Origin of the sequence: Paraplanobispora siamensis, assembly GCF_016863175.1 — a bacterium.
Classification (GTDB): Bacteria; Actinomycetota; Actinomycetes; order Streptosporangiales; family Streptosporangiaceae; genus Planobispora; species Planobispora siamensis.
The window spans coordinates 12,326-37,161 of sequence record NZ_BOOJ01000034.1; the positions used below are offsets into that span (position 1 = coordinate 12,326).

The window sequence follows — 24,836 nt, forward strand, 5'->3', positions numbered from 1 at the left end:
ACCCCGACGATTACACGATTACGATCGCTCACAGCGAAACGACTCAAGTCCGGGAACATCCGAGGACTCCTGTTAATTGAGTGTGTATAACTCAACCCCCTGGAGTGCAGATGAGTGAGAGCTTGATCCTCCCGGTCCTTCCGCTCGACGACGCGGTCGTGCTTCCGGGGATGGTCGTTCCTCTGGACCTGTCCGACAAGGAGATCCGCGCCGCGATCGAGGCCGCCCAGGCACTCGACGAGAACAAGCCGCGGGTCCTTCTCGTTCCCCGCATCGACGGCCGTTACGGCCCCGTGGGCGTCCGGGCCGTCGTGGAGCAGGTCGGCAGACTGCCCGGAGGCGAGCCCGCGGCCGTGGTGCGCGGCGTCGACCGCGTCCGCGTGGGGTCCGGCACCACCGGCCCCGGTGCGGCGCTGTGGGTGCAGGCCACCCGGATCGACCCGGTCCCGGCGAGCGAGCGGGCCGAGGAACTGGCCAAGGAATACAAGGCGCTGACCACCACGATCCTGCAGAAGCGCGGCGCGTGGCAGGTCGTCGACGCCGTGAACCAGATGAACGACCCGTCGGTCCTGGCCGACAACTCCGGCTACGCCCCCTGGCTGAGCACCCAGCGCAAGGTCGAGATCCTGGAGGCCCCCGATCCCGCCGACCGGCTGGAGAAGCTGGTCGAGTGGGCCCGCGAGCACCTGACCGAGCTGGACGTGGCCGAGACGATCCGCAAGGACGTCCAGGAGGGCATGGAGAAGCAGCAGCGCGAGTTCCTGCTCCGCCAGCAGCTCGCCGCGGTCCGCAAGGAGCTCGCCGAGCTCAACGGCGACACCGCCGCCTCCGAGGAGGAGGACTACCGCGCCCGCGTGGAGGCCGCCGACCTGCCGCAGAAGGTGCGTGAGGCCGCCCTCAAGGAGGTCGACAAGCTGGAGCGGACCTCCGACCAGTCCCCCGAGACCGGCTGGATCCGCACCTGGCTCGACACCGTCCTCGACATCCCGTGGAACGAGCGGACCGAGGACTCCTACGACATCACCGCGGCCCGCGAGGTCCTCGACGCCGACCACACCGGCCTCGACGACGTCAAGGACCGCATCATCGAATACCTCGCCGTCCGCGGGCGCCGGGCCGCCAAGGGCCTGGGCGCGGTGGGCGGGCGCCGCAGCGGCGCCGTACTGGCGCTGGCCGGCCCTCCCGGAGTCGGCAAGACCTCGCTCGGCGAGTCCGTCGCCCGCGCGATGGGCCGCAAGTTCGTCCGCGTCGCCCTCGGCGGCGTCCGCGACGAGGCCGAGATCCGCGGTCACCGGCGCACCTACGTCGGCGCGCTGCCGGGCCGGATCGTCCGGGCCATCCGCGAGGCCGGCTCGATGAACCCGGTCGTGCTCCTCGACGAGGTGGACAAGGTCGGCTCCGACTACCGGGGCGACCCGACCGCCGCGCTGCTGGAGGTGCTCGACCCGGCGCAGAACCACACCTTCCGCGACCACTACCTCGAGGTCGAGCTCGACCTGTCGGACGTGCTCTTCCTGGCCACGGCCAACGTGCTGGAGGCCATCCCCGGCCCGCTGCTCGACCGCATGGACATCGTGACGCTCGACGGCTACACCGAGGACGAGAAGGTGGCCATCGCCCGTGACCACCTGCTGCCGCGCCAGCTCGAGAAGGCGGGGCTCGGCGCCGACGAGGTGACGGTCGGGGAGGACGCGCTGCGCAGGCTCGCGGCCGAGTACACCCGGGAGGCCGGAGTCCGGTCCCTGGAGCGCTCGATCGCCCGCGTCCTGCGCAAGGTCACCGCGAAGCTCGCCCTCGGCGAGGGCGAGCTGCCGGTGGCGGTGACGGCCGACGACCTGGTCGCCTACCTCGGCCGTCCGCGCCACGTGCCCGAGTCCTCGCTGCCGGAGTCCCGTCAGCGCACCTCGGTGCCCGGCGTGGCCACCGGCCTGGCGGTGACCGGCGCGGGCGGCGACGTCCTGTACGTGGAGGCGTCGCTGGCCGACCCGGAGACCGGCGACACCGGCCTGACCCTGACCGGTCAGCTCGGCGACGTCATGAAGGAGTCGGCGAAGATCGCGCTGTCGTACCTGCGCTCGCGCGGCGCGGAGATGGAGCTGCCGGTCGCCTCGCTCAAGGACCGTTCGGTGCACGTGCACTTCCCCGCGGGGGCCGTGCCCAAGGACGGCCCATCCGCCGGCATCACCCTGACCACGGCCCTGGCCTCGCTGCTGTCCGGACGGCCGGTCCGCAACGATGTGGCGATGACCGGCGAGGTCTCCCTCACCGGGCGGGTGCTCCCGATCGGCGGCGTCAAGCAGAAGCTGCTGGCCGCCCACCGGGCGGGCATCACCACGGTGCTGATCCCGGCCCGCAACGAGCCGGACCTGGACGACGTCCCCCAGGCCGTCCGCGACGAGCTCACCATCCACACGGTGAGCGACGTGCGGGAGGTCCTGGAGATCGCCCTCACCCCGGCCAAGGTCGCCGAGCACGCCGCGGCCTGATCCGTCCCACGACCGGCCCGGTCCTCCCTCGCGGGAGGGCCGGGCCGCTCCGTGTGCACGCATCGCCGTACGGCGCCGCCGGGGGAGAAGCGGCCCGGCCGCGAAGGCCGTACCGCAAGATCACAATTTGCCCCGAGAAGCCCGGATCCGTCGCGATGAAGATCTGGAAATTGGAAGACTGCTGGCATCACGTACATGCTGGACAGAAGGCCTTCCATTGAGCACCGAGATCGACATCTACGACCCCTCGTTGTACGAGGCGGGCATGCCCTGGGACCGCTATGCCCGGCTCCGGGAGAACGACCCCGTCCACCGGCACGCCGAACCCGGCGGGCCCGGCTTCTGGGCCGTCACCCGGCACGCCGACATCCAGCACGTCTCCCGGCACCCGGAGGTCTTCTCCTCCCACGCGGGCGGCATCATGGTGCCGGACGCGACCGAGGAGCAGCTCTCCCGCAACCGGCTCATGATGCTCTTCCAGGACCCGCCGGAGCACACCGTCACCCGCAGCGTCGTCAACCGGGGCTTCACCCCCCGGATGATCGGCAAGCTCGAGGACCACATCCGCGAGATCTGCCACGACCTGGTCGGCGCCGCCCTGGCCCGCGGCTCGGTGGACTTCGTCGCCGACATCGCCGCGCCGCTCCCGCTGTACGTGATCTGCGAGCTGCTCGGCGCGCCCCCGGAGGACCGGGAGAAGATCTTCACCTGGTCGAACGCTCTCATCGGCGCCGACGACCCGGAGTTCGCCGCCGGTGACCTGACGCCGATCTTCGAGCTGCTCTCCTACGCCTCCGCGCTCGGCGCCCAGCGCCGAGCCGAGCCGCGCGACGACATCGTCAGCAAGCTGGTCGCCCCCGGCGAGGACGGGACCAGCATGGACGACCTCGCCCTCGGCGTGTTCGTGATGCTGCTGGCCGTGGCGGGCAACGAGACCACCCGCAACGCCGCCTCCGGCGGGCTCCAGGCGTTCTTCGACCACCCGGAACAGTGGCGGCGGCTGCTGGAGGACCGCTCGCTGCTGCGCACGCTCCCCGACGAGGTCGTCCGCTGGGTCTCCCCGGTGATCACCATGCGCCGCACCGCGCTCGCCGACACCGAGCTCGGCGGGCAGAAGATCCCGGCGGGGGAGAAGGTCGTCATGTACTACCCCTCGGGCAACCGCGACGCCGCCGTCTTCCCCGACGCGGACGTCTTCGACATCGGCCGCGACCCCAACCCGCACATCGGCTTCGGCGGCGGCGGCCCGCACTTCTGCCTGGGCGCCCACCTGGCCCGCATGGAGGTCCGGGTGCTGTTCGAGGTCCTGGCCGAGCGCGCCCCGGACATCGCCCCGGCAGGCCCGACCCGCCGCCTGCGCTCCAACTTCGTCAACTCCCTCAAGGAGATGCCGGTCCGCATGGGCGGGTGAGCACGGGCCGGGACGGGTGGAGGGTCAGCGGCCGCCGCACAGGGCGCGATCGACCAGTTCGGCGGCGGCCTCCTCCTGGGCCCGCGCGCGTTCGGGGTCCACGGTCTTGCCGGAGACGAACAGCGTGACGCTGCGGCGGCCGTCGGGGGTGACGCCGGTGCGCGCCGTGTACCCGTAGTCGTCGCCGCCGTGGTTCCAGTAGACGCCGCCGCACGTCAGCGGGCGCGACATGATTCCCAGGCCGTAGCGGGCCCCGGGCCAGACCTGCTGGAACGCCGTGGCGGGGACGGTACGGCGCATCTCCTCCAGCAGCGCGGGTGGGAGCAGCCGGCCGCCCGCCAGGGCGCGCAGGAAGCGGTTGACGTCCGGGGCGGTGGAGATCAGGCCGCCCGCGGCGTCGCCGTCGAAGCGCCTGGTGACGTCCACCGGCGCCGCGCCGGGCCCCGGGAAGAGATAGCCCTTCATGCGGGGGCGCGGCACGTCGACCGAGGTGCCCGACCAGAGCGTGTGCCGCAGGCCCAGCGGGCGGCTGATGCGGTCGCGGACCTCCACGTGCCAGGGACGGCCGGTGACCCTCTTGACGATCATGCTGATGGCCAGGTAGCCGGTGTTGGAGTACAGCCAGCCCTCGCCGGGCCGGAAGGTGGGCTCGTGCCGCATCGCCTCGGCCACCACCTGCTCGTCGGTGAAGCGGTCGTAGCGGCGCTTGCGGTAGTCCTCGACGGAGCCGAAGACCGGATAGGCGTCGTGGACGCCGGCGGTGTGCTGCAGCAGCTGGCGGATGGTCATCGCGCGGCCGTCGTGGCCGTTGCCCCGGATCACCCCGGGCAGCCAGCGCTCCACGGTGTCGTCCAGGGACAGCCTGCCCTCGCCGGCGAGCTGGAGCACCACGGTGGCCACGAAGGTCTTGGTGACGCTGCTGATACGGGTGTATCCCCCGACGGGGACGGGCTTTCCGGTACGGACGTCCGCCACGCCGGCCGTGGCGACCAGGCGACCGCCGTCGCCGGTGACGACCTGCGCCTCGACGCCGGTCGCGCCGAGGGCGCGGATGGCGTCCACGTCGCGCTGGAGCCCGGCCCGGCCGTACCGGCCGGTGGGGGTCTCCCCGGTGGGAGAGGCCGTGGGAGAGGCCGTGGGAGAGGCCGTGGGGGAGGCCGTGGGGGAGGCCGGGGAGAACGCCGCGGGGGACGCCGGTCCGCTCGCGGAGGCGGGAGAGGCGGCGGCGAGCGGGGCGGTGAGCGAGGCGGCGAGCACCGCCGCGGTCACGGCCGCCGCCGCGGCCGGGCGCCTGCCGCTCCGCCCCGTGTCGCGTGCGGCCGGATGCGGGGAGACGGTGTGGTGCATGGGGTCTTCCGTTCGGGTCGGTACCGGGTGATCCGGCGGACGTTCCGACCGTAGGAAAAAGGATCATCGCGGGGATCGGCCGAAAGCCCGGGACCGGCCGGGACCGGCGCAACTTTCGATGCGTTCCGGCGGCGGGGACGGTCCCCTACGCTGGTCGGCGGAAAGGTGATCCCCGGCCTCCCCCCCGGCCGGGAGCGGCGCCGGAGGCGGGTCCGGTCCCATCCCCTAGATGATGAACGCACTCATTGCAGGACCGATCACCGCGGCGCGCCGGTGGCTGCGTGCGCGGCCGCGGGCGGCCGACGCGGCGCTCGCCTGCGGGCTGACGGCGATGGCGCTGCTGCTCCGGCTGGGTGAGGCGCTCCCGGCGCACACCGTCACGGCCGCCGCGCTGGTCGTGCTGCTGCTCGCGCAGGCCGTACCGCTGCTGTGGCGGCGGTCGCATCCGTGGCCGGTCATGGCCGTCGTCGGCGTCGCCTATCCGCTCTTCGAGCTGACCGATCCCCTGGTCGCCTTCCACGACGGGCTGTACGTCCTGTGCGCCGCCTACGCCGTCGCCCGATACGCGCGCCCGCCGCGCAGCGCGGCGGCGATCGGCGCCGCCGCGGCCGCGATCGCGGTCCCCGAGGTCGCCGGGCCGTGGCTGAGCCTGCCGGTGCCCCGGGAGCCGGTCGCAGGCCCGGTCGAGGCGGTGCTGATCGTCGCGGTGGTGGCGGGCGCCTGGCTGCTGGGCTTCTCCCAGCGCCATATCCACGCCGACGCGGCGCGCCTGCGGGAGCTGGCCGGACGGCTCCGCGCCGAGCAGGAGACCAGCGCCCGGCGGGCGGTCCTGGCCGAACGCGCGCGCATCGCCCGCGACCTGCACGACCTGGTCGCCCACCACGTCAGCGCGATCGCGATGCAGGCCCGCGCCACGGCGGAGGTGCTGACCGAGGATCCCGGCCTGGCGGGCCGCGGCGTGGCCGGGATCGGCGAGGCGGCCGACACCGCCCTGACCGAGATGCGGCGCCTGCTGTGCCTGCTCGCCGACGACCGCGACTGTGATCCCGCGGGCCTGTTGGCCGACGGCCGTGACGGGTCCGGCCGTTCGGGTCCGTTCACCGGTGACCGCGGCGGGACGGGCCCCGCTCCGGAGCCGTCGCTGCGCCATCTGGAACGGCTCGCCGCCACCGCCCGGGCCGCCGGATGCCGGGTGGGGATCGAGGCGGTCCCGGTGGCCGGGATCCCGCTCGCCGTGCAGGTGTCGGCCTACCGCGTCGTCCAGGAGGCCCTCACCAACGTCCTGCGGCACGCGGGGGCCACCGGTGTGCGCATCACCCTGGACCGGGGGAGGGGACGGCTGGCCGTCGTCGTCGGCAACGACCCTCCCGCGCCTGCCCACGTCCCCCTGCCCGGCTCCGGCCTGGGCCTGGTCGGCATGCGCGAGCGGGTCGCGCTGTTCGACGGCACCCTCCGGGCCGGTCCCCGTGACGGCGGCGGATGGCGGGTGGAAGCCGTCTTCCGCTTCCCGGAACCGCTCCCGCCCCATGAGGACTCCGCCGGGGACGCCGTGGTCACGGGCCCGCAGGGCGCGGCATGACACCCGTGCGCGTTCTCGTCGCCGACGACCAGGAGATGGTCAGGGCCGCCCTGCGCGTCATGATCGAACGGCGTGCCGATCTGACGGTCGTGGGGGAGGCCGCCGACGGGGAGGAGACGGTGGAGGCCGCCTTCGAACTGCGGCCCGACGTGGTGCTGATGGACGTGCGCATGCCCGGTCTGACCGGTGTGGAGGCGACCGGGCGAATCCTGGGAGACTGGCCGCACGACGGCCCCCGCCCCCGCGTGCTGATACTGACCACGTTCGACCTCGACGAGTATGTCCACGCCTCCCTGCGCGCGGGCGCCTCTGGCTTCGTCCTGAAGAACACCTCGCCCGACCGGCTCGCCGACGCCATCCGCGTGGTCGCCGCGGGAGAGGCCGCCCTCGCCCCGACCGTCACCCGGCGGATCATCGGGGCCGTCACGGCCCTGCCTCCCGCCCTGCTCGCCGGAGCGCGGGAGCCCGCCGCGGAGGCGTCTCCGGAGGCGTCGACGGCCGCCGGGAGAACGCCACCGGACCCCCGATCCGAGGCGGCCCGCCGGATCGGCCTGCTCACCCCGCGGGAACTGGAGGTCCTCGTCCTGGTGGCCAGGGGCATGTCCAACACGCGCATCGCCAGGAACCTCGGCCTGTCGGAGGCGGGAGTGAAGAGCCGGGTGAACCGCATCCTCACCCGCCTGGGCCTGGAGAACCGGGTCCAGGCCGCCCTCCTCGCCCACGAAGCCGGCCTGGCGGAGCCCCTCCCCCCACCTCCCGCCTGACGGGCGGAGTTCGGCGCCGGGACGGGGTGGCCGCCGGGGGGCGGTCATGGCGTTATCCGGGCCGGGTGGGCGGGTAGGACGCGGGTGCCCGGTCGCCGGTCGCTCGGCGGGATCCGTGGCCGCGGTGATGTCGCCGCTTCCGCGTGAGGCGCGGTCCGCCGGTCGGGGGAGGTCCCCAGGACCGGAGCGGGTGTGATGTACCTCACTGAAAGTGTCGGGAATAGGGGGAATTAAGGGCGTGTTGTGGCAGGCGTGAATGTGGCGTACGACATCGAGATGACCCCGCAGGGCCGGGTCATGTGTCGTGGCGCGCGAATGCGCGGGATGTCCCGCATGTGTGCCCTGGGTGGCATGCCGTCGAGGGGCTGATCCCCTCCCATGCCGAAGCCCCCGCCCCGTTCCCCAGAGAAGGCCTGCACCATGAGCTGCCCCGCGGACACCCTCGTCCTGCGCCGTCTGAGCCACCTGCCGTTCCCTCCCGGCACCCGCTGACCCCCCGGCTGAATCCGCTTTCGTACGACCTAATTCATGTTGGGGAACCGTTGTGATCGATGTGTCGGGTCTGCACAAGGTCTATCAAGATCGAGGACGGCGGGTCGAGGCTCTGAAAGGCGTCGACCTGCACGTCCGTGAGGGTGAGATCTTCGGCGTGCTCGGGCAGAGCGGCGCCGGCAAGAGCACGCTGCTGCGCTGTGTGAACCTGCTGGAGCGGCCCACCTCGGGCACCGTCTCCGTGGCGGGGCAGGAGCTGACCGCGCTGGGGGAGGCCGAGCTGCGCCGGGCCCGGCAGCGGATCGGGATGATCCACCAGCACTTCGCGCTGCTGTCGTCGCGGACCGTCGCCGGGAACGTCGCCTTCCCGCTGGAGGTCATGGGCGTCGGCCGGGCCGAGCGGGCCGCGCGGGTGGCCGAGCTGCTGGAGCTGGTCGGGCTGGCCGACAAGGCCGGGGCGTATCCCGCCCAGCTGTCCGGCGGGCAGAAGCAGCGGGTCGGCATCGCCCGCGCGCTGGCCGGCCGGCCCTCGGTGCTGCTGTCGGACGAGGCCACCTCCGCCCTCGACCCGGGCACCACCCAGTCGATCCTCGCCCTCCTCAAGAGCCTCAACCGCGAGCTGGGCCTGACCATTTTGCTGATCACCCACGAGATGCACGTGGTCAAGGGCATCTGCGACTCGGTCGCCGTCATGCGCGACGGGCTGATCGAGGAGTCGGGCGGCATCACCGAACTGATCGCCCGGCCCGGCTCCAGCCTGGCCGCCGAGCTGTTCCCCCTGCCCGCTCCCGAATCCGGAGCCGTCACGATCACCTTCACCGGGCGGGCCGACGAGCCCGTGGTCTCGGAGGTCGTGCGCAAGTTCGACGTGGACGTGAGCATCCTCGGCGGGGCCCTGGAGGAGGTGGCCGGCGTCTCGGCCGGCCGGCTCCGGGTCCGCATCACCGGTGACGAACGCGACGCCGCCCTCGGCTATCTGGCCGCGCGCGACCTGCTGGTGGAGGTGGCCCCGTGACGTGGGAAGAGATGAACCCGCTGCTGTGGGAGGCCACCGGGCAGACCGCCCTGATGGTCCTGTGGTCCACGCTGTTCACCGTACTGCTCGGCCTGCCGCTCGGCGTCGCGCTGGTCGTCACCGACCGGGGCGGGCTGCTGCCCTCCCGGCTGCTCAACCGGGTGCTCGGCCTGATCGTCAACATCGGCCGGTCACTGCCGTTCATCGTCCTGATGATCGCGGTCATCCCGCTGACCCGGCTGATCGTGGGCACCACCATCGGCACCTTCGCCGCCGTCGTCCCGCTGACGCTCGGCGCGGCGCCGTTCTTCGCCCGGCTGGTGGAGACCGCGCTGCGCGAGGTCGGCCGGGACACCGTACAGGCGGCCCAGGCCATGGGCGCCGGCCGCTGGACGATCATCGGCAAGGTCCTGCTGCCCGAGGCCCGATCCGGCCTCGTCGCGGGGCTGACCGTGACCGTGGTCGCGCTGATCTCCTACTCGGCCATGGCCGGGGTGATCGGCGGCGGCGGTCTCGGCGACCTGGCCATCCGGTACGGCTACCAGCGCTTCGAGACCACCCTCATGATCGTCACGGTCGTCGTGCTGATCGTCATCGTCCAGCTCGTGCAGACCCTGGGCGACGTGATCGCCCGCCGGCTCGCACGCCACTGATCTTCTCCCTTCCCTGGCTCTGCCACGAGCGGGGCCCAGGTCTCTCACATCCGAAAAAGGAGTGCGCACCATGCGCAGGTTCTTCGCCATCGCGTCCGCCGCCACCGCACTGGCCCTGGCGCTGACCGCCTGCGGCTCGAACGAGTCCGGCACCGCCACCGACGCCGCCGCCACGCCCGCCGCGGGCGAGGTGCTCAAGGTCGGCGCCACCCCCGTCCCGCACGCGGCGATCCTGAAGTTCGTCAAGGACAACCTCGCCGCCAAGGAGGGGCTGAACCTGGAGATCGTCGAGTTCACCGACTACGTCCAGCCGAACGTCCAGCTCGACGACGGCCAGCTCGGCGCCAACTTCTTCCAGCACCGGCCGTACCTGGACGACTTCAACACCTCCAAGGGCACCAAGCTGACCTACGTCCAGGACGTGCACCTGGAGCCGCTGGGCCTGTACTCCAAGAAGATCAAGGCCGCCGCCGAGCTGGCCGACGGCGCCACCGTGGCCGTGCCCAACGACGCCACCAACCTGGGCCGCGCGCTGAAGCTGCTGGCCGACAACGGCGTGATCACCCTGAAGGAGGGCGTCGGCACCGCCGCCACCGAGCGCGACGTCGCCGGCAACCCGAAGAACCTGACCTTCCAGCCGCTGGAGGCCGCCCAGCTGCCGCGTTCGCTGGAGGACGTCGACGCCGCCGTCATCAACGGCAACTACGCCATCGAGAGCGGCCTCAAGCCCGCCACCGACTCGCTGGTGCTGGAGAAGGCCGAGGGCAACCCGTACGCCAACGGCCTGGTCGTGGCCGCGGGCAAGGAGCAGGACCCGCGCGTGGTCAAGCTCGCCAAGCTGCTGTCCGGTCCCGAGGTGAAGAAGTTCATCGAGGACACCTACAGCGGTTCGGTCATTCCCGCCGCCGCGCAGTAGGACGCGGTCGCCCGTGCCGATGACTTTCCCGATCTCCCCGAGGGGGATCGGGAAAGTTCTTTTATCGGATCATGATGGTGACCTCGCCATTTAAGCAAGTTGTAAGTGAGTGGCAATCGCCGGGATCTACAACGGGAGCGTTCAAAAATCCTCATTCCCGAGAGGACCCCTCAGATGCGATTCGTCACCCGTATCCTGGCCGGTGCCGGTGTGGCCGCTCTCCTCGCCATAGGAGCCCCCGTCGCAGCCAACGCCGCGACGGCCCCCGCTGCCACCACCTCCACGGCCACGGACCCCTACTTCCACGACTCCTGGGGCCCGTACTTCTCCTCCAACCACAAGTCGGAGGCCGAGGGCGAGGTCACCGTCCACAAGAAGTCGTACAAGCAGTGGTACTGGAAGAAGTACTACAAGGTCGTCAAGAAGTGCTGGTGGAAGGACGGCAAGAAGCACTGCAAGTGGGTCAAGACCTGGCACAAGAAGAAGGTCTGGAAGTGGGCCCACGAGTACCCCTTCACCGTCGACAGCAAGCTCACCAACCACAAGTGGTGGGGCAAGCACCGCTTCAGCTGCGCGTGGGAGACCTTCAAGGTCGTGAACTTCGACGACTCGGTCTACTACAAGAGCTTCAAGAACTGCGACAAGCACTCGAAGTACTACTCGTTCAGCGGTAAGGACGCCAAGTCGATCTCCGTTCAGGTGAGCCGCGGCAACCACCACGAGCCCAAGGGTTACTTCGGCGGCTGGCAGCACGTCTACAGCCAGGCCTGATCCACAGTCCCGATGGCAGAAGGCCATCACCCACACATGAGGCCGTGATCTCTCCGGAGGTCACGGCCTCGCCGTGTGAGCGGGGCCCTGCGTCGAAGGGGCCGTCACTCGAGGTAAGCGGGCACTTCTCAGCGGAGAGCTAACCGAGTAGCGTTCGGTTTCATGCACCCCGGAGCCATCGCAGCAGTTTCGCCGGACAAGCCCGCTGTGATCATGGCGGGTTCCGGCCGGGTCGTCACCTTCCGCGAGCTGGACGAGGAGTCCAACCGTCTCGCCCACCTGTTCCGCGCCGCGGGCCTGCGGCCGGGCGACCACATCGCCTTCATGCTGGAGAACCATCCGCTGTTCCTGGCGGTGGCCTGGGCGGCGCACCGCTCGGGCCTGTACTACACCGCGATCAGCTCGCGGCTGAAGACCGACGAGCTGGCCTACATCGTGGACAACTGCGAGGCCCGGATATTCATCTCCTCGGCCAAGCTCGCCGACGTCGCGACCTCCATCACCGAGGCCACCCCCCGGGTCGAACGCCGGCTCATGCTGGACGGCGTCGCCCCCGGCTTCGACTCCTACGAGGAGGCGGTCGCCGCCCACCCGGCCACGCCGATCGAGGACGAGTGCCAGGGCGCGGACATGCTCTACTCCTCCGGCACCACCGGCCGGCCCAAGGGCGTCAAGCCCGCCCTGTCCAAGGTCCCGCTCGACGAGCCGGGCCCGCTGCTGCAGCTCATCCAGTTCCTGTTCGCGCCGTCGGCCGACAGCGTCTACCTGTCCCCGGCGCCGCTGTACCACGCCGCGCCGCTGCGCTACTGCATGAGCTTCCAGCGGATCGGCGCGACCATCGTGGTGATGGAGCGCTTCGACCCCGAGCAGGCGCTCGCGCTCATCGAGAGGTACGGCGTGACGCACTCGCAGTGGGTGCCGACCATGTTCATCAAGATGCTCAAGCTGCCGGAGGAGACCCGCGCGAAGTACGACCTGTCCTCGCTGACCTCCGCGATCCACGCCGCGGCGCCCTGCCCGGTCCCGGTCAAGGAACAGATGATCGACTGGTGGGGCCCGATCATCCACGAGTACTACGCCGGGACCGAGGGCAACGGCTTCCTGTACATCGGCTCCGAGGACTGGCTCAAGCACAAGGGCACGGTCGGCCGCCCCCTGCTGGGCGTCGTGCACATCTGCGACGAGGACGGCAACGAGCTGCCGCCGCGCGAGCACGGCACGGTCTACTTCTCCGACGGGCCCCGGTTCGTCTACCACGGCGACGAGGACAAGACGAAGGCCTCCCAGGACCCGCAGGGGCGCGGGTGGACGACCCTGGGCGACATCGGCTACGTCGACGAGGAGGGCTTCCTCTACCTCACCGACCGCCGCTCCTACATGATCATCTCCGGCGGGGTGAACGTCTATCCGCAGGAGGCCGAGAACGTGCTCTCGGTCCACCCCAAGGTGGCCGACGTGGCGGTCTTCGGCGTCCCGGACGAGGAGATGGGCGAGCAGGTCAAGGCCGTCGTCCAGCCGCTCTCCATGGACGAGGCCGGCCCGGAGCTGGAGGCCGAGCTGATCGAGTACTGTCTGTCCCAGCTCGCGCCGTACAAGTGCCCCAAGTCCGTGGACTTCCGCGAGGAGCTGCCCCGCCACCCCACCGGCAAGCTCTACAAGCGCCTCCTGCGCGACGAGTACTGGCCCGCGAAAGCATGATTTTTTAGCTTTTGTACGGCTTCCGCGCCGCTCCCTGACCACGGCTGATAAAGGCCGTGTCAGGGGGCGCGGATCATCGCGATCATCCCCTTAACCAGCTCTTACGCCGTGCCCGGCATCGTTGTGTGTACCGGAGGAACCGGTCGTCACCGTGGCGTCCACGGGTGGACGTAAGACATGGGGGATGACATGGACGACAAGAACGAGCAGGGCATCACTCCGGCATCGGCCGCGGAGACCACTCCGATCGAGCCGGTCTCCGACAACGACGGCTGGAGCCAGTTCGGCGCGAGGCCGCCCCGGGCCGGGGGCTTCCGTGACGACCGGAACGCGGAGTCCCAGAACGTGGGGTCCCGGAGCGCGGGATCGGAGCCGACGCTGGTTCACCCGCTTCCGGAGCAGGCCGGCCCCGGGCGGCCCGCCTTCGAGCAGTCCGCCGAGCGTACGGCGGAGCAGCCCGTCATCGGGCACGCCGCTCCCGGCCACACCGCCGAGCAGCCCGTCATCGGGCACGCCCTTCCCGGGCACGCGGCCGGACAGCCCGGCGCCGGGCAGCCCTTCCCAGGGCAGCCCTTCCCCGGGCACGCGGCCCCGGCGCAGGGGGCGCCCGCCGTACCCGGCCAGCGGATGCGGCTGAGCGCGGTGCAGAAGCTGGGCGCCGGGCTCGCGCTGGCCGCCATGGCCGTGGGTGGCGGGGTGGCCGGGGCCTTCGCGGCGAACGCCTTCGACGACGACGCCAGGCTCACCTCCTCCTCGGCCCCCGTGGTCAGCCCGGTCGGCCAGGTGACCACGATCGCCGACGTCGCCGAGGCCGTCCAGCCCTCGGTCGTGTCGATCGAGGTCAGGAGCGGCAACGGCGGCAGCGAGGGCTCGGGCGTGATCCTGTCCGAGGACGGGCAGATCCTCACCAACAACCACGTCGTCGAGGCGGGTGGGCAGGGCGCCCAGATCACCGTCAAGTTCAGCGACGGCAAGACCGCCCCCGCCAAGATCGTCGGTACCGACCCGGCCACCGACCTCGCGGTCATCAAGGCGGAGAACGTCTCCGGCCTCACCAAGGCCTCGCTCGGCGACAGCGACAAGCTCAAGGTCGGCGACTCCGTGCTGGCCATCGGCAGCCCGCTCGGCCTGTCGGGCTCGGTCAGCTCCGGCATCGTCAGCGCCCTCGACCGCACGCTGACCGTCGGAGGTCAGCGGCAGGAGCAGCAGCTCCCGCCCGGCTGGGGCGGCGACCAGAGCCAGAGCGGCGGCACCTCCACCACCATCGGCGGGGCCATCCAGACCGACGCGGCGATCAACCCCGGCAACTCCGGCGGCGCGCTGGTCAACTCCTCCGGACAGGTGATCGGCATCAACACCGCCATCGCCACCAACGGCGGAGAGGGCAACATCGGCGTCGGCTTCGCCATCCCGATCAACACCGCCCGGCAGGTCGCCCAGCAGCTCATCGACACCGGCAAGGTCTCCCACGCCTTCCTGGGCGTGAGCATGGCCGACGCGGTCGGCGACGCGGGCGGCGCGCTGGTCCAGCAGGTCACCGAGGGCAGCCCGGCCGCCCAGGCCGGCCTGAAGCAGGGCGACCTGATCACCAAGATCAACGACACCGCGGTCGAGGGCTCCGCCACCGTGGTCGGCGCGATCCGCAGCCTCAAGCCGGGCGACCAGGTGACGCTCACCTACGTCCGCGACGGCCGTACCGAGACCGCCACCGCGACGCTCACCGAGAAGACCGGAGAGCAGTAGTCCCGCAAGCGGAGGCGCCGCCGGGTTACTCGGACCCCGGCGGCGTCTTCATGTCCGGTGACGGCATTCGCCTGCCCCGGCCGCTGGATGGGAGGGCCGCTCGGATATTCCTTGGATATTCAACTTTCCGGTCCTGGAATGAATCCGACCCTCTCACCCCGGTCCACCTGGCCTTACTTCTCTCCGCTGACCGCAACGGCCGTTTCGGTTAGGGTCACCTACAACTCTCCCTGGGGGAAACTCTTTAACGCCGTCTCAGCGGGCACTTTTTCTGAAAGGCTTGAAGCCGGAGGGAGGATTGGCTTCCGCGGCGGTGGACGGAGTGAGGGAGACATTGCCCCCCGAGCGGCGAGTGGGTCGGATTTTCGTCGAGTTGGCTGACACTCTGACCGAAGACTTCGACATCATGGACTACCTGGACAACCTGGCCTGTCATGGGGCCGAGGTCCCCGGGGTGAGCGCATGCGTGGTGCTCCTGGCCGACCCGGTCGGCCCGCTGAGCATCGTGGCCGCCTCCAGCGAGTCGGCCCGCATGGTGGGGGTGAGCCAGCTGCGTCACCAGGAAGGGCCGAGCCTGCAGGCATACCAGACCGGCGCACCGGTGTGCTGTACGGACCTGCAGGCCGCCCTCCCGCGCTGGCCGCATTACGCGCCGGTCGCGCTGGCGGCCGGGTTCGCCTCGGTGCACGCCTTCCCGTTGTGCTGGCAGGGGCAGGCCGTGGGCGGGTTCAGCCTGCTGCGCGCCGTCGCGGGCCGGCTGGACGTCCCGGCCGTCGAACAGGCCCAGGACCTGGCCCAGGCGGCCACCATCGGCCTGTTGCACCGCCGTACGGTGCGCCACCACGAGAGCCTCACCCGGCAGCTGCAGGTCGCCCTGAACAGCCGGGTGCTGATCGAGCAGGCCAAGGGCATGCTTGCCGGGCACCTGCGGCTGACCCCCGACCAGGCCTTCGCGCTGATGCGCGACTACGCCCGCGCGCACCATCTCAAGCTGACCGCGCTCAGCCGCTCCCTGCTGCAGGGGGAGATCACCGTTCCGGCGGCGTCCCGGGAGTAGTTCCGCTTGCGGGCCGCCGGTGCCGGTGATGCCATGGAAGCCGCCGGAACAACCCAGGCAGGTGGTCATCATGGTCGTGAACCGGAGGGCGGTGGGCAATCTGCCCGCCGAGGCCACCACGCTGATCGGACGGGGCGCGGAGCTGGACCGGTTGCGGCACATGTGCGAGCGGTCCCGGATGGTGACGGTGACCGGGCCGGGCGGGCTGGGCAAGACCCGCCTGGCGCTGCGGGCCGCCGCCGATCTGACGCCCGGTTTCGCCGACGGGGCCTGGGTGGTGACGCTGTCGCCGCTGGAGATGGGCGCCTCGCTGCCGTACGCGATCGCTGAGGCGCTGCTGCTGGTGAACCAGAGCATCGATCCGATGATCGAGGTGGTGGCCCGCTATCTGGCCGAGCGGCGGCTGCTGCTGGTGTGGGACACCTGCGAGCACCTGGCCGAGGCGTGCGCGGAGGTCGCCGAGCGGTTGCTGGCCGCCGCGCCGGGTCTGCACATCCTGGCCACCAGCCGCCGGGTGCTGGGCGTCCCGTCCGAGGAGGTCTTCCTCCTGGAACCGCTGCCGGTCCCCGCCACCGCGGACGGGGACGCGGACGCGGTGGCGCTGCTGGTCGAGCGGGCCGCCGCCGTGGCGCCCGGTTTCGCCGTCACCGAGGACAACCGGCAGGCCGTGGTGCGCATCTGCCGTCGGCTGGAAGGGCTGCCACTGGCCATCGAGCTGGCCGCCGCCCGGCTGGGCGAGTGGTCGCCGCAGCAACTGGCCACGCGGCTGGGGGACCGTTTCGCGGTGCTGGACGCCGGTGAGGCCGGCTACTCCGCCGACCCGCCCTGGCATCAGGGCCTGCGCACCGCGATCGGCTGGAGCCACCAGTGGTGCAGCCCGGCCGAGCGCCTGCTGTGGGCCCGGGCCTCGGTGTTCGCCGGATCCTTCGGCCCGGCCGCGGCGACGCGGGTGTGCGCCGACGCAGACCTGCCCGCCGACCGGATCCCGGCGCTGCTGGCCGCCCTGACCGACAAGTCCATCCTGACCTGGGTGCCGACCGGTGACGGGGAGCGCTACAGGATGCTGGACACGGTGCGCGAGTACGGCGCCTTCTGGCTGGCGCACCTGGGGCAGGAGCACGAGCTGCGGTGCCGGCACCGCGACCACTACCGGGCGCTGGCCGCCGAGGGCGAGGCCGCCTGGTTCGGTCCCGACCAACTCGCCTGGTTCGACCGGATGAGCGCCGAGCTGGACAACCTGCGCGCCGCCCTGGAGTTCGCCCTGACCATCCCCGACGACCATTGCGCGGCGGAGCTGGCGGGCGTGCTGTGGTTCGTGTGGTACGGCTGCGGCCATGTGCAGGAGGGCCGGTACTACCTGGAGCGGGCGCTGGCCGCCGACACCGGTGCGAGCCGGGCGCGCGTCCGGGCGCTGGCGACCGCGAGCCTGCTCACGACGACCCAGGGGGACGGCGAGGTCGGAAGGCTGCGGGCCGAGGAGTGCCTGCGTCAGGCCGAGAAGCTCGATGACGCCCGCGGACTGCAGACCGGGCAGGCCCTGCTGCTGGGCGCCGCGGTGATCCGAGGTGACCAGGAGCAGGCCACGGCTCTGACCCGGGAGCTGTCGGGGCGCATGCCCGACGAGATCACCCTGACCTACTTCGTGTACCACCTGTCCGCGATCGCCGCCCACATCATCGCCGGCCGGTTCGAGGAGGCCGTGACGCTGCTGGAACGGGTGCGTCAGGACTGTGAGCGGCATGGCGAGCGCTGGCTGCGTGCCTACGGCGACGTCTTCCGCGCCCAGGCCGAGCTGGGCCTGGGCCGGCCCCTGGTCGCCCAGGCCCACGCCCAGGCGGCGCTCGGGGCCAAGTACCGCATGCACGACAACCTCGGAGTCGCCATGGCCCTGGACATGCTCGGCCCGGCCGCCCTCGCCGTCGGCCAGGCCCGGCACGCCGCCTACCTGCTCGGCCTGTCCTACCAGGTCTGGGAGACCGTCGGCCGGCAGCAGGCCGGCGTCCCCGCATGGACCGCCACCCGCCGTGACTGCGAGAGCCGCACCCGGCAGGCCCTGGGGGAGCAGGCCTACCGGCGCGCCTACGCGGCCGGATACGAAATCGATCTCGACGCGGGCGTCGCTTCGGCGATCAGCGGTCCCGACGCCCGTTCGACGGCGCCCGACGTACGGTGACCCGCCACGGGCCTGTACGCCCGGCGGCGGGCAGTGCCCCGGAGTCCCGGAGCACCGCAGCCCCGCCCGCCGCCGGGCGCGGGACCGTCAGGAGAAACGGTTGCCCTCGTCGCGGCGGTAGGCCCACGCGGCCAGGACGGCGGCGGCCGCGGTCCAGACACCGAACATGACCAGCGTCAGCGTGTCGGGGGTGCCGTAGCCCAGCGCCGCCCAGACCAGCTCCACCGCGCCCCGGCTGGGCAGGAACGGCGCCACCGCGTCGATGAAGGCCGGGGGGTTCACCGGGCTCGTCAGCAGGCCGCCGCCCACGGCCATGGGGAACAGGGTCAGCTGCACCACCGCGATCGCGGCCTTGGGCGGCATGGCGTAGCCGATGAACAGTCCCAGGAGCTGGAACGGGGCCGAGGCGACCAGCAGGGCGAGGAAGGCCAGCAGGAACCGCGGGGGCGTCACGGTGGCCTCGGTGAACAGCGCGGCCACGATCAGCACCGGCACGAGTCCGATGAGCGTCATGGCCAGCGCGTTGAGGATCCTGGCCCCGAACCGCGGCCAGGGCCCGGCCGGGAGGGTGCGGGTGTAGGGGTCCCACGGCTGGGAGCGGTCCTCGGAGACCCCCAGGCCGTGGGTGAACAGGCCGCTGGACATCACCGCGAAGACCATCATCGACGCGGTGGCCAGCGTCGCCCCGACGGGGTCGTCGCCGGCGAAGGGCACCACGAAGAAGAGCATCGAGGCGGCGGGGAAGAAGCCGTTCCCGATGACCGCGATCGGCACGCGGACGGTCTCCAGGAACTGATATCGGGTGTGGGTCAGCAGAAGCGACACGGGGGATGGTCCTCTCGTACGGGGGCTGCGGGCCGTCTCGGGGCTCAGGCGTCCCGGGGCGCGCGGGCGGTGATGGTGAGGAACGCCTCCTCCAGGGAGGTGGGGCGGATCTCCAGGTCGGAGAAGGGCACGTCGGCCCGGACGAGCCGGCGGACCAGGGCGTCGGCGTCGGTGGTGAGCAGGTGGACGCGGTCGCCCTCACGCTCCGTGCGCAGGACGCCGGGCAGCTCGGGCAGGTCCCCGCCGGTCAGGGCGACGCGGCGCACGCCCGCGATGCCCTGCACCTCCGCGATCGGGCCGTCGGCCAGGACCCGGCCGTGCCCGATGACCACGACCCGCTCGGCAAGCGCTTCGATCTCCTCCAGATAGTGGCTGGTGAGCACCACGGTCCCGCCCTCGGCGTGGAAGTCCCTGATGGCGTCCCACAGCCCGCGGCGGGCCTCGACGTCCAGGCCGGTGGTCGGCTCGTCGAGGAAGACCAGCCGGGGATCGCCGACGAAGGCCAGCGCCACGGCCAGGCGCCGCTTCTGCCCGCCGGACAGCCCGCCGATCTGGCGGCGCTCCAGCCCGGACAGCCCGAAGCGCTCCAGCAGCGCCCCCCGCTCGATGCTGCGCGGGTAGTGGGCGGCGGTGAAGTCGACGACCTCGCGGACCCGCAGCGTCGGAGGGAGCCCCGTCTCCTGCGGGGTGACGCCGATGCCGCGCCGCCGTACGGCGTCGGCGGGGGAGCCGCCGAACAGCTCCATCCGGCCCGAGGTGGGCCTGCGCAGTCCGACGAACAGGTTGATCAGGGTGGACTTGCCCGCGCCGTTCGGCCCGAGCAGGCCGACCAGCTCGCCGGCGTGGATGTCGAGGGAGACGCCGTCCAACGCCAGCACGTCCCCGTAGCGGCGGGTGACCTCGACGGCGCGGGCCAGGGTACCGGTCCGTTCCTCCGTTCCCGTTCCGGAGGCGGTTCCCGCTGCCGGGCCGAGGGAGGTGGTAGTCGTCGTGATCGAGGTCGTCGTGGACCCGGTGGTGGATTCCGCCATCGGAAGGGTCTTCCTTTCTCGGAAGGGGGTCAGGTCTCTTCGGACGCCGGCGCCCTGGCCGTGTCCAGCAGTTCGCGGATCGCCGTGGTGTAGCCCTCGAAGGCGGCGCGGCCCCGGTGGGTGAGTGCGACGTAGGTGACGGGGGTGCGGCCCCTGTGGGTCTTGACGATCTCCACGTATCCGGCCTCCTCCAGCTTGCTCAGGTGCACCGAGAGGTTGCCCGCCGTCATCCCGAGGAGGTCCTTCAGCCCGGGGAAGGTGATCTGGTCGCCATCGGCCAGGGTGTTGAGCGTGGCGACCACCCGCAGCCGGGCCTGGGCGTGGATCACCGGGTCGAGTTCGGGGGTCACCGGCGGAGCCTCCGGTGCAGCATGAGCCCGGTGACGATGGACCCGCCTCCGGCGCCCACCGATATCAGCAGGGCGTGCCAGCCCGGACCGGCGGCGGTGCCGATCGTGTTGAGCACCGCGACCACCGCGCCGAAGACGAACAGCCACCGGGTCAGCCAGACGGCCCCGCCCGCCATGTACAGGATCGCGACGACCATCATCGACAGGCTCGACCACAGCAGGCTCTGCTCCGGGCCGGGCAGGCTCTGGCCGAACCGGACGCCGATCACCCACATGGCGGAGAAGCCGAAGAACCAGGAGAAGCCGTACATCGTGCCGCGCTGCTGGGACGCGCCCCGCACGGGGCTGCCCAGCTGCCACATCGTCATCGCGCTGATCAGCATGGCCAGCGTCATCAGCCCGAACAGCAGCGCCAACGCGACCCCGAGGGGGATCTCGACGTACGGCCTGCCGGACAGGCCGTTGCGCAGGAAGAGGGCGCCGAACCCGACGAACCAGGCCACACCCCACGCCAGGTAGTGGGGGACCGGGTTGGGCGTGAGCCGGCTCACCGTCTCCGTCTCCTGCTGCTCGATCAGCCGGAGCATCTCCTCCGGGCTCAGTGCCTGATCGTCGTTGTTCATGCGTTCCTCTTGAAGACTCAAAGGAGTTTGCATCGCAAACCTCTGGTTTGAACTGTAAACCACACTGCGGTGCCAACTCAAGGGTTCGGCGTCTCCGGTTTCTTTACCGGCTCCATATATGGAAGTATCTAAAGTGCTAGGACATTAGATAAATGGAGGAACCGGTGATCGAGTTCCATCTGGATGCGAGGACCGGAGTCTCGCCGTACCTGCAGCTGGTCCAGCAGGTACGGCACGCGCTCCGGCTCGGCCTGCTGCGTGAGGGCGATCAGCTGCCGACCGTCAAGGAGGTCGTCGCGCAACTGGCGATCAACCCCAACACCGTTCTGAAGGCCTACCGGGAACTCGAGCACGAGGGCCTGGTCGCCGCCCGGCCGGGGGTGGGGACGTTCGTGACGGCGACGCTCACCGACACCTCGCTGGCCGCGCACGGCCCGCTCCGGCTGGAGCTGCGGCGCTGGCTGACCAAGGCCCGCCGGGCCGGGCTCGACGAGGAGAGCATCGAGGCCCTCTTCATGACCACCTTTCGGACCACCGCTCAGGAGGACATAGCGTGACTTCCGTCTTACGGGCCCAGGGACTGGGCAAGAGGTACGGCAGGCGCTGGGCGCTGCGCGAGTGCACCATCGACATCCCGGCGGGCCACGTCGTCGGGCTGGTGGGTCCCAACGGAGCCGGCAAGACCACGCTGCTGAAGCTGGCCGCCGGCCAGCTCGAACCGACGGCCGGTGACATCACCGTGCTGGGCGGGCGGCCCGGGGGCTCGCCCGCACAGCTGGCCAAGGTCGGGTTCGTCGCCCAGGACACCCCCGTCTACGCGGGGCTGACCGTCGCCGAACACCTGCGGCTGGGAGCCCGGCTCAACCCCCGCTGGGACGACGCCATGGCGCGGGAGCGCATCGCGCGGATCGGCCTGGCCCCCGCCCAGCGGGCGGGCAGGCTGTCGGGCGGTCAACGCGCCCAGCTCGCCCTGACCCTGGGCCTGGCCAAGCGGCCCGAGCTGCTGATCCTGGACGAGCCGGTGGCCTCGCTCGATCCGCTGGCCCGCCGCGAGTTCCTGCAGGGACTGATGGAGGCCGTCGCCGAGCACGAGCTCAGCGTCGTGCTCTCCTCCCACCTGGTCTCCGACCTGGAACGGGTCTGCGACTTCCTGATCGTGCTCGTCGGCTCGCGCGTACCGGTCGCCGCGGAGACCGAAAGGCTGCTGGCCACCCACTACCGGCTCACCGGCCCGCGCCGCGACCCCGACCGGCTCCCCGCAGGCCAGCACGTGGTCTCCGCGCGCCACACCGACCGGCAGAGCACGTACGTGATCCGCACCGACGCCTCGATCCACGACCCCGCCTGGACGGTCGGTCAGCTCAGCCTGGAGGACCTCGTCCTGGCCTACATGGAAAAGCGCCCCGCCGAGAGCCGGCGCGTCGCCCTGGAGGTGCAGCGATGATCTGGCTGACCTGGCGCCAGCTCCGCGGTTCGGCCACGATGACGGCGGCCCTGCTGGTGATGCTCGTCGCCGTCCTGGCCCTGACCGGCTCACAGCTGGCCGCCGACTACTCCAGCGGGATCGCCTCCTGCACGCGGGGCGAGGAGTGCGCGGGCTTCTACGACCAGTTGTTCGACGACTACCAGATCCCCTTCATGGCCAGCATCCTCGTCGTGCTGGTGCTGCCCGCCATGATCGGGCTCTTCTGGGGGGCGCCGATGATCACCAGGGAACTGGAGGCCGGCACGCACCTGCTGGTGTGGAACCAGAGCATCACCAGGACCCGGTGGCTGGCGGTCAAGCTCGGGTTCGCCGGCCTGCTCGCCGTCGCCGCCGCGGGAGTGAGCGGCATCGCGGTGACCTGGTGGTCCGGCCCGCTGGACCAGTCCGCCCCGCCCGGCTTCGCGCTGATGGACCCCCTGGTGTTCAGCGCGCGCGGGATCGCTCCGCTGGGGTACGCGGCCTTCGCCTTCGCCCTCGGGGTGACCGTGGGCATGCTGGTACGCCGCACCCTGCCCGCGATGGCCCTCACCCTGGTCCTCTTCGCCGCCGTCCAGATCGCCATGCCGCTGCTGGTCCGGCCCCACCTGATCCCCCCGGTCACCTCGGCCTTCGAGCTCGGCCGGGAGAACACGGACGGCTTCGGTATCAACCGCGACGGCACCTTCGACATCCGCATAGATGCGGCGATCCCCGGGCACACGGGCGCCTGGGTCCTGTCCAGCGAACTGGTCGATCCGTCCGGACGCACGATCGCCGCCAGCGGCCAGGACGGCCGCGTCGAGGGGGTCTCCACCACGTCGGGAGCCTGCGCACCGGCGGCGGGGCCACCGGACGGCTGCCCGGCCGAGGTCAACCGGCTCGGCTACCGGCAGAAGGCGACCTACCAGCCCCTCGAGCGCTTCTGGCCCCTGCAGTGGATCGAGACCGGGATCTACGCCGCGTTCACCGCCGGCCTCACGTGGTTCTGCTTCCGGTGGATCAGAAGGCGCCTGTCATGAAGGCCGCCAGGACTGCGGCGGCCGGGCTCGCCCTGCTCCTGGCCGCGGCCTGCACCTCGCCGACGCCGCCGCGCAGCCAGGCGAGCGCGGCGGCCGGTACGGCCTGCGCGCGGCCTTCGGGGGCCCCCGGGGCGGAGACGCCCACCACGATCGACGTCATCGGGCAGGCCTACTTCTGCATCCTCGACCGCTACTACAGCGGCGCCACACTGGATGCCCGCTCGCTGCTGACGGCCGGATTCACCGCCCTGACGCAGGAGCTCAACCGCAACGGGCGCGACGTGCCCGAGGCGACCATGCCGGCGCTGACCGGTGACCGCAGAGCCGACTGGACCGCCTTCGAGGCCGCCTACCGCAGGACCGTCGACCAGGTCCCCGACCTGCGCGACCAGCTGGCCGTCGTCACCCTCGAGGCCGTCGTGGCCAGTCTCGGTGACAACCACGCCCGCTGGGCGCACGACGTCGAACGGCCGCCCGGCTACTACGACGGCGACGGCTACGGCCTGGGCCTCCAGGCGAACGTCAACGGCCCGCAGGTGGACGCCAACCCCGGCACCGCCGTAGCCCCGCTGTTCGTCACCGCCGTGCAGGGCGGCGCCGCCCAGGCCGCCGGGCTGCGCCCGGGTGACCTCATCGAGTCGATCAACGGATCGGCGCCCTTCGTCGACGGCGAGCCCACCCCCGCGATCGCCGCCCTCTACCCGCGATACCCCGAGGCGCGCCCGGCCCGGCTGCGGCTCCTGCGGCAGAGCACCGGCCACCGCTGGACCGTGACGCTCAAGCCCGGCCTCTACCCGCAGGATCCGGCAGCCCTGCAGGTGGTGCGATCGGAGCTGCTGGAAGACGACATCGCCTATGTACGGCTGCGCGGGTTCGCCTCCGACGCGGCGACCAGGGTTTTCAAGGCCGTCTCCAGGCTGCGCACCGGCCGGACGCTGTCCGGCGTCGTGCTGGACCTGCGCGGCAACGGCGGCGGCAGCCCCACGGAGGCGACCCGGCTGGTGAGCGCGTTCGCCCACGGCAAGGTCACCGCCTACCAGTGCACCGTGGACGGCGAGTGCGAGACCATGCGGACCGACGACACCGTCGAGCTGCTCGGCCTGCCGCTGGTGGTGCTCACCGACCGCGGCTGCGCCTCGGCCTGCGAGCACTTCAGCTCCGCGGTCAAGGACCTGCGCCTGGGCCTGCTGGTCGGCACCAGAACCGCCGGAGTCGTCTCCGGCCCGGCGCAGTCGTACCTGCTGAGCAACAACACCCTGCTGAGCTTCCCGTCCCAGCACCACCTCGGGCCCGACCGAGAGGTGATCGACCGGATCGGCGTACCACCCGACCACCACGTGCCCCCGACCCCCGAGGACGCTGCCGCCGGGCGCGACCCCGCGCTGGCCAAGGCCCTGACCTTGCTGCACGAGTGAATG

Annotated in this window: 21 protein-coding genes; 16 read left to right on the forward strand and 5 right to left on the reverse strand. The window is 71.6% G+C overall.

All coding sequences use genetic code 11. The annotated features are described in order from the left end of the window. The first annotated feature begins 110 nt into the window (after positions 1-110). Positions 111-2,486 (forward strand): endopeptidase La, encoded by a 2,376-nt coding sequence (lon, locus tag Psi01_RS21365; protein ID WP_204065845.1) that lies wholly within the window; start codon positions 111-113, stop codon positions 2,484-2,486. A gap of 217 nt (positions 2,487-2,703) precedes the next feature. Further along, entirely contained in the window at positions 2,704-3,897 is a 1,194-nt protein-coding gene (locus Psi01_RS21370) for a cytochrome P450 (protein ID WP_239127901.1), read from the forward strand. A gap of 24 nt (positions 3,898-3,921) precedes the next feature. On the opposite strand, the gene Psi01_RS21375 is transcribed toward Psi01_RS21370, so the two are convergent. After that, positions 3,922-5,244 carry a serine hydrolase gene (locus Psi01_RS21375; protein WP_204065846.1) on the reverse strand — a complete coding sequence of 441 codons (1,323 nt, stop codon included), beginning with the start codon at positions 5,242-5,244 and terminating at the stop codon, positions 3,922-3,924. A 229-nt stretch (positions 5,245-5,473) separates the two neighbouring features. On the opposite strand from Psi01_RS21375, the gene Psi01_RS21380 reads away from it, so the two are divergent. The 10 genes from Psi01_RS21380 (at position 5,474) to Psi01_RS21425 (ending at position 18,105) form a co-directional block, all read left to right on the forward strand. Then, complete coding sequence (locus Psi01_RS21380; RefSeq protein WP_204065847.1) at positions 5,474-6,823, forward strand: sensor histidine kinase; 1,350 nt, start codon at positions 5,474-5,476, stop codon at positions 6,821-6,823. After that, positions 6,820-7,587, forward strand: a complete 768-nt coding sequence (locus Psi01_RS21385; protein WP_204065848.1) for a response regulator — start codon at positions 6,820-6,822, stop codon at positions 7,585-7,587. Before Psi01_RS21380 ends, Psi01_RS21385 begins: the two co-directional genes overlap by 4 nt. A gap of 544 nt (positions 7,588-8,131) precedes the next feature. Next, positions 8,132-9,094, forward strand: coding sequence for a methionine ABC transporter ATP-binding protein (locus tag Psi01_RS21390; protein WP_204065849.1), 963 nt, complete (start codon positions 8,132-8,134; stop codon positions 9,092-9,094). Continuing rightward, complete coding sequence (locus Psi01_RS21395) at positions 9,091-9,747, forward strand: methionine ABC transporter permease (protein WP_239127902.1); 657 nt, start codon at positions 9,091-9,093, stop codon at positions 9,745-9,747. Before Psi01_RS21390 ends, Psi01_RS21395 begins: the two co-directional genes overlap by 4 nt. A gap of 70 nt (positions 9,748-9,817) precedes the next feature. Further along, a complete protein-coding gene (locus Psi01_RS21400) occupies positions 9,818-10,663 on the forward strand; it encodes a MetQ/NlpA family ABC transporter substrate-binding protein (protein ID WP_204065850.1) in 846 nt (281 codons plus the stop codon). A 174-nt stretch (positions 10,664-10,837) separates the two neighbouring features. Then, the gene (locus tag Psi01_RS21405; protein WP_204065851.1) at positions 10,838-11,434 is read left to right on the forward strand and encodes a hypothetical protein; all 597 of its coding nucleotides are present in this window, start codon (positions 10,838-10,840) and stop codon (positions 11,432-11,434) included. Between the two features lie 162 nt (positions 11,435-11,596). Then, positions 11,597-13,132 (forward strand): acyl-CoA synthetase, encoded by a 1,536-nt coding sequence (locus tag Psi01_RS21410; protein WP_204065852.1) that lies wholly within the window; start codon positions 11,597-11,599, stop codon positions 13,130-13,132. A 189-nt stretch (positions 13,133-13,321) separates the two neighbouring features. After that, a complete protein-coding gene (locus Psi01_RS21415) occupies positions 13,322-14,875 on the forward strand; it encodes a S1C family serine protease (RefSeq protein ID WP_239127904.1) in 1,554 nt (517 codons plus the stop codon). Between the two features lie 373 nt (positions 14,876-15,248). Then, the gene (locus Psi01_RS21420; RefSeq protein WP_204065853.1) at positions 15,249-15,932 is read left to right on the forward strand and encodes a GAF and ANTAR domain-containing protein; all 684 of its coding nucleotides are present in this window, start codon (positions 15,249-15,251) and stop codon (positions 15,930-15,932) included. Between the two features lie 70 nt (positions 15,933-16,002). Then, on the forward strand, positions 16,003-18,105 hold the full coding sequence (locus tag Psi01_RS21425) for an ATP-binding protein (RefSeq protein ID WP_204065854.1): 2,103 nt from the start codon (positions 16,003-16,005) through the stop codon (positions 18,103-18,105). An 87-nt stretch (positions 18,106-18,192) separates the two neighbouring features. Here the strand turns inward: Psi01_RS21425 and Psi01_RS21430 are convergent, their stop codons facing one another. Genes Psi01_RS21430 through Psi01_RS21445 form a run of 4 tightly spaced genes read right to left on the reverse strand, consistent with a single transcriptional unit; the run spans position 18,193 to position 20,934 of the window. Continuing rightward, positions 18,193-18,930 (reverse strand): ABC transporter permease, encoded by a 738-nt coding sequence (locus Psi01_RS21430; RefSeq protein ID WP_204065855.1) that lies wholly within the window; start codon positions 18,928-18,930, stop codon positions 18,193-18,195. Positions 18,931-18,974: 44 nt separating this feature from the next. After that, the gene (locus Psi01_RS21435) at positions 18,975-19,961 is read right to left on the reverse strand and encodes an ABC transporter ATP-binding protein (protein ID WP_204065856.1); all 987 of its coding nucleotides are present in this window, start codon (positions 19,959-19,961) and stop codon (positions 18,975-18,977) included. 29 nt (positions 19,962-19,990) lie between these two features. After that, positions 19,991-20,311 carry a transcriptional regulator gene (locus Psi01_RS21440; RefSeq protein WP_204065857.1) on the reverse strand — a complete coding sequence of 107 codons (321 nt, stop codon included), beginning with the start codon at positions 20,309-20,311 and terminating at the stop codon, positions 19,991-19,993. Then, positions 20,308-20,934, reverse strand: a complete 627-nt coding sequence (locus tag Psi01_RS21445) for a hypothetical protein (RefSeq protein ID WP_204065858.1) — start codon at positions 20,932-20,934, stop codon at positions 20,308-20,310. The genes Psi01_RS21440 and Psi01_RS21445 overlap by 4 nt, the downstream gene beginning before the upstream one ends. Positions 20,935-21,098: 164 nt before the next feature. Here Psi01_RS21445 and Psi01_RS21450 point away from each other — a divergent pair, with 164 nt between their 5' ends. Genes Psi01_RS21450 through Psi01_RS21465 form a run of 4 tightly spaced genes read left to right on the forward strand, consistent with a single transcriptional unit; the run spans position 21,099 to position 24,833 of the window. Further along, positions 21,099-21,491: a GntR family transcriptional regulator gene (locus Psi01_RS21450; protein WP_239127905.1), complete on the forward strand. Its 393-nt coding sequence runs from the start codon at positions 21,099-21,101 to the stop codon at positions 21,489-21,491. Further along, positions 21,488-22,378: an ABC transporter ATP-binding protein gene (locus Psi01_RS21455; protein WP_204065860.1), complete on the forward strand. Its 891-nt coding sequence runs from the start codon at positions 21,488-21,490 to the stop codon at positions 22,376-22,378. The genes Psi01_RS21450 and Psi01_RS21455 overlap by 4 nt, the downstream gene beginning before the upstream one ends. Next, the gene (locus tag Psi01_RS21460) at positions 22,375-23,418 is read left to right on the forward strand and encodes an ABC-2 membrane transporter-related protein (protein ID WP_204065861.1); all 1,044 of its coding nucleotides are present in this window, start codon (positions 22,375-22,377) and stop codon (positions 23,416-23,418) included. The genes Psi01_RS21455 and Psi01_RS21460 overlap by 4 nt, the downstream gene beginning before the upstream one ends. Continuing rightward, positions 23,415-24,833, forward strand: coding sequence for a S41 family peptidase (locus Psi01_RS21465; RefSeq protein ID WP_204065862.1), 1,419 nt, complete (start codon positions 23,415-23,417; stop codon positions 24,831-24,833). The genes Psi01_RS21460 and Psi01_RS21465 overlap by 4 nt, the downstream gene beginning before the upstream one ends. Positions 24,834-24,836: the final 3 nt, after the last annotated feature.

Bases quoted from the DNA above. Each gene is read 5' to 3' on its own strand.
- lon (WP_204065845.1), top strand. From the start codon at position 111: ATGAGTGAGAGCTTGATCCTCCCGGTCCTTCCGCTCGACGACGCGGTC.
- Psi01_RS21375 (WP_204065846.1), bottom strand. From the start codon at position 5,244: ATGCACCACACCGTCTCCCCGCATCCGGCCGCACGCGACACGGGGCGG.
- Psi01_RS21380 (WP_204065847.1), top strand. From the start codon at position 5,474: ATGATGAACGCACTCATTGCAGGACCGATCACCGCGGCGCGCCGGTGG.
- Psi01_RS21385 (WP_204065848.1), top strand. From the start codon at position 6,820: ATGACACCCGTGCGCGTTCTCGTCGCCGACGACCAGGAGATGGTCAGG.
- Psi01_RS21400 (WP_204065850.1), top strand. From the start codon at position 9,818: ATGCGCAGGTTCTTCGCCATCGCGTCCGCCGCCACCGCACTGGCCCTG.
- Psi01_RS21405 (WP_204065851.1), top strand. From the start codon at position 10,838: ATGCGATTCGTCACCCGTATCCTGGCCGGTGCCGGTGTGGCCGCTCTC.
- Psi01_RS21410 (WP_204065852.1), top strand. From the start codon at position 11,597: ATGCACCCCGGAGCCATCGCAGCAGTTTCGCCGGACAAGCCCGCTGTG.
- Psi01_RS21415 (WP_239127904.1), top strand. From the start codon at position 13,322: ATGGACGACAAGAACGAGCAGGGCATCACTCCGGCATCGGCCGCGGAG.
- Psi01_RS21425 (WP_204065854.1), top strand. From the start codon at position 16,003: ATGGTCGTGAACCGGAGGGCGGTGGGCAATCTGCCCGCCGAGGCCACC.
- Psi01_RS21435 (WP_204065856.1), bottom strand. From the start codon at position 19,961: ATGGCGGAATCCACCACCGGGTCCACGACGACCTCGATCACGACGACT.
- Psi01_RS21445 (WP_204065858.1), bottom strand. From the start codon at position 20,934: ATGAACAACGACGATCAGGCACTGAGCCCGGAGGAGATGCTCCGGCTG.
- Psi01_RS21460 (WP_204065861.1), top strand. From the start codon at position 22,375: ATGATCTGGCTGACCTGGCGCCAGCTCCGCGGTTCGGCCACGATGACG.
- Psi01_RS21465 (WP_204065862.1), top strand. From the start codon at position 23,415: ATGAAGGCCGCCAGGACTGCGGCGGCCGGGCTCGCCCTGCTCCTGGCC.